Origin of the sequence: Myxococcus faecalis, assembly GCF_050039385.1 — a bacterium.
GTDB lineage: Bacteria > Myxococcota > Myxococcia > Myxococcales > Myxococcaceae > Myxococcus > Myxococcus fulvus.
This window is the reverse complement of the sequence record NZ_CP144336.1, coordinates 8,918,467-8,922,573: the sequence shown is the minus strand read 5'-3', so window position 1 is coordinate 8,922,573 and position 4,107 is coordinate 8,918,467. Positions and strand designations below refer to the sequence as shown.

The window sequence follows — 4,107 nt, the reverse complement described above, 5'->3', positions numbered from 1 at the left end:
GAAGCCCCCTCCATACGGTCCCATTCGCGCTGTGACTAGGGACGCCCCGCCACGTCGATCTCAATCGTTCCCGCCCGCCGCAGCCGCTCGAGCAGGTCTTCGAATACCTTCCGCTTGCGCTGCGGGAGCATCCGCGCCTCCACCTCGGCACGGACCTCTTCGAACGGCGGGACGCGTGCTTCGCGGCGCTCCAGCAGTTGGAGCACCGAGAAGCCTCCCGCCTCAGCCACCACGGGACTCACCTCGCCCACCTTCTTGAGGGCAAAGGCCGCCTTCTCCACCGCCACATCCCCACGCCAGTCCCCGCGCGCGAGCCCCCCCAGCTCACCGCCCCGCGCCTTCTCCGGTCCATCCCCGCCCGCCGCCACCTTCTCCCGCGGCTGGCCCGCCCGAAGCTGCTGCGCGAAGCGCTCCGCGCGCTGCTTCGCCTGGGTCCGCTGGGCCGCCGAGGCCCCGGCCGGCGTGGCCGCGAAGATCCGCGCCACCCGCACCCGCTCGGGTTGTGTCAGCTCCGTGAGGTGCCCCTCATACCAGGCGCGCAGTTCCGCCTCCGAGGGTGCCCCCGCCGCGCGCTCCTCCTCGGCCAGCAGAGCCTGGAGCATCAGGCGCTCTTCCAGTGCCTGGACCTGCTTCTGGATTTCCGGGTTTTCGTTCAGCCCGCGCGCACGGGACTCCTGGGCCAGCAAGCGTTTGTCAATCATCGACCGGACGAACTCGTGCCGTCCGTTGGGCCCTTCGAACTGCTCGCGCAGGGGCGAGGGGAGCCGGGAGGACTCAGCGAGCAGTTCCTCCTCCGTGACGACGCCCCCGTCGTAGCGCCCCACGACCCTGCCGCCATCCGTCAGGTTTGCCTGCTCCTGGGCGGACGGTTCGCGGACCGGCGGAGTACAGGCCCCGGCAAGAAAGACAAGAGTCAGACCTGTAGTGAAACGGAACGGGCTCAAAGGGGGCACTCACTGCTTGGGTGGCTGTTCACCGGGTCGGCCCGCCTCGATAGCGACTGTCCGCAGACGAACAATCCCCGACTTCGGGGCAATGATGCAAGAATCTCTTTCAACTCACCGCACGCCTTCCCGGTCCCGACGCACCGGGTCTCGGACTGCGAGTCTGCCTTACCCTCGGAATCCCTGTCATGCACATGCCGTCCCTCCCTCCTGACCTCGCTCGTCCTCCTCGAATGCTCGGGTGACAGGAGTTCCGGTTCGGAAGCCGCCACCCGCAAGAAGGGGGCCGTGGTGGCGCTGGTGAACGGCCAACCCGTGATGGAGGAGGTGGTGGTGGAGGCGAAGCGGAGGGAGCAACCGGCGTTCATCCGCGCCCGATACGCCATATCCGAGAAAACTGAATTCCTGGACAATCTCAGCCGTCTCGAGCTGCTGGCGCAGGAAGCGCGGCGGGTGGGACTGGACAAGGAGCCAGAGATCCTGGCCACGCCCGCGAAGGTGATGGTGCAGAAGCTGCTTCGCCAGCAGCAGGAGGCCACCGGGACACCCTCGGAGACTGAGCTGCGCAAGCATTTGTTGCTGCCGCGGCTGGTGCGAGCCGGCGGCGAGTAGACGGTGAGAGGGGTGTGGCGACACCCCTGCCCACCAATGCCCCGCGAGAAGGCTGTGGAGAGCGCTTCGCGGAGCACCCGAGGAGTCATCCGAAGTCAGAGAGGAGTCAAGTCCTGGGCCCAGGAAGTGCCCTCGGTGGAGGCGGCGCGTCCGGCCCGCTGCCCAGGCCCGTCCTCTCCAGTTCGCATATCACTACGCCAAGGACGTGTTGACGCCGGAAGATGCGGATGAAGACGGAATTCCACTGCTCCTTCCGCAGAGTGCGGGCCGACATGGACCTCCACCGCAAGTCATTGCATTGCCCAACCTGAGCGGCGAACTGCGCTACATCGCCGGACACCTGCCGCAGCTCCACTCGGAAGGACTCCGCGGAGAAGATCGACCTCGCGGAGGTCGGCACGCTGGGCGCAGGTGAGTACCTGGTGGTGGGCTCGGCCGCGGTTGTCGGCCCCTCTGGCAGGTCGTCCCGGGGTGAAGACCCTCCAGCGGGGGACCTCGGACTTCATCCAGAACGGCGGCAGCGCGACGAGCCCCCCCGCGGACGCCGTGGCACTCTACGACGGGGTCCAGGATGCGCTCATCGACTCGCTCTCCTACGAGGGAGCCATCACCCAGGCCACCATCGCGGGCTCCTCCAAGCGGTTCGACATGCAGGAGGGAACCACGAGCACAACGACGCTGGCCGACAGCAACACGCTCGAAGGCTCGCTGTACCGCGACGCGAACAACACGGACACCGACGACAACGGGGTGGACTTCAAGTTCACCACGACCGTGACGCCGGGCGGGGCCAATGTCGTAACCGCGCCGTGATGCCCGTCCGCTGACCGGGCGACGAAGGCCTGGGCCGTGCTGGAGAATTCAGCGCGCGCCCGGGCCTTCACCGTTCATCGACTCTCAAGAGCGAGACCCGGTAGCCCATCCGCATCAGCCTGTCATGGGCATGGGTCAAGTTGAGCTGGCTGAAGAACGGCAATGAGTGAGGCCAGTTCGACTTTCGCTTGGTGATGATGGCGAATACCACCTCGAATTTCGAGGGGTCAGGCCTCGCGTCGGGAATCAACGTACCCAGCGCAGGCTGCCCCTTCACGACTTGATTCCGGGTGTGACTCCGGTACTCCCGGTCCATCCAGAACGAGTCGGCGGATACAACACCCTGCGCGAAGAGGTGGCTCAGCGTCGCGGAGCGCGTCTTCCTCTTCACATGGACGAACTGGCAATCCTTCGTGAACAGATCACACACTTCGATTCGGGTCTTGCTCCCGTCCACGAAGACGTTTCGCCGATCCATCAGCGCGTAGTTCTTCGAGGTCTTCGCCACCTGGCTGTTGTAGTCGTCCTCGTGCTGCTCGCTCCCCGCCGGAGGGAGCACGAGCTTTGAAGCGGGAATCTGTCCCAACTTCGTCTTCACTCCATCCGCGAACGTCTTGTCGACCTGGAACCAGTCTCCTCCGGAGAGGACGTAGACCTTCCCCTCCAGCTCCGTCTCGAAGACGAGGGTGTCGAACACGCTCCACTTCGAGAGCGGGACCTCCGAGCGCGTGTCATGAAGCCTCACCACATCTCGCTTGAGCTTCTCGAATGAGAGCTCGTCCTCGTCCACCGTGCGGAGATACTCCTCCATCCGCAACTCATGGCGCGGAGTCGGCTCAGCCTCCGTGGAGAAGGAGAGCCCCGACGATTCGTGCCAATCGATGATGTCGGGAGGGGCCAGGTGCAGGTCATCGTGCTTCTTGGAGCGGATCGTCTCGAGCAGCATCGTGGAGAGACTCGCTATCACTGACGGGTCGCGCACGGCCCGCAGCTGGTCGAACCAGGGGAAATGCTCCCGGTACGCGTTGCTCTGGTAAGCCGCCAGCAGCTCCTCGCACTTCGCCCCCAGGTCTTCGACCTCCAGCTTGGCACTCAACGACAAGGAGTCCGAGCCCGCGATCAACTTCGCGAACGCCTCGTCGATGGGCTTCCCGGCGATGACCCGAGGGATGTCCTGATGCAGGTTCAGCGCGAACGCCGTCATCGGCGAGTTCCGACTCAGCTGCTTCCGAGTCTGCGTCGTCAGGCTCTCGACGCTTCGCACATCGACGCTCCGGAGCTGCTTCGGGTCCACCGAGTTCAGCACCACCTTGATGCCGAAGTCCCGCTCGAAGCAGTCGACCTTCAGCAAGTTCCTCCCGTGCCCCTGCGTGAAGACCAGCCACCGCTTCTGGACACGAACAAAGAGCACCGCACTGATGTTGTCGTTCTTCAGCTCCGGAAGGCGCCCCTCCAGCATCGGCGCCACGAAGCCCATCCAGGCAGCGGACCTGGCGCGCTTGGACTGCACGTAGAACTCCCCCGTGAAACCAAGGCCGCGCTTCACCCCTATCTGAGTCACCGAGGCAGGGTCCTTGAGACAGTCCTTGGGACTCTTGAACTCACTCTTGATCAACAAAGCGGTCAGATGTCTGACGCGCTTCCGCGACTGAGCCTTCTTCGTGGCCATTCACTCCCCCAATCGAAGGTCGTGTTTCGATCTGGAGGATGGGCCTCAGGGGTTGGGATGTCTCTACCA

At 64.9% G+C, this 4,107-nt stretch carries 4 protein-coding genes; 2 read left to right on the top strand and 2 right to left on the bottom strand.

Going from position 1 to position 4,107, the window contains the following annotated elements:
* Positions 1-35 precede the first annotated feature (35 nt).
* Positions 36-701: a peptidylprolyl isomerase gene (locus tag VZQ01_RS36090; RefSeq protein WP_426745919.1), complete on the bottom strand. Its 666-nt coding sequence runs from the start codon at positions 699-701 to the stop codon at positions 36-38.
* Positions 702-1,232: 531 nt separating this feature from the next.
* On the opposite strand from VZQ01_RS36090, the gene VZQ01_RS36085 reads away from it, so the two are divergent.
* Complete coding sequence (locus tag VZQ01_RS36085) at positions 1,233-1,556, top strand: hypothetical protein (protein WP_408889976.1); 324 nt, start codon at positions 1,233-1,235, stop codon at positions 1,554-1,556.
* 471 nt (positions 1,557-2,027) lie between these two features.
* On the top strand, positions 2,028-2,369 hold the full coding sequence (locus VZQ01_RS36080) for a hypothetical protein (RefSeq protein ID WP_426745918.1): 342 nt from the start codon (positions 2,028-2,030) through the stop codon (positions 2,367-2,369).
* A 67-nt stretch (positions 2,370-2,436) separates the two neighbouring features.
* Here VZQ01_RS36080 and VZQ01_RS36075 read toward each other — a convergent pair whose 3' ends face one another.
* Complete coding sequence (locus VZQ01_RS36075; RefSeq protein ID WP_426745917.1) at positions 2,437-4,038, bottom strand: DUF6119 family protein; 1,602 nt, start codon at positions 4,036-4,038, stop codon at positions 2,437-2,439.
* Positions 4,039-4,107 lie beyond the last annotated feature (69 nt).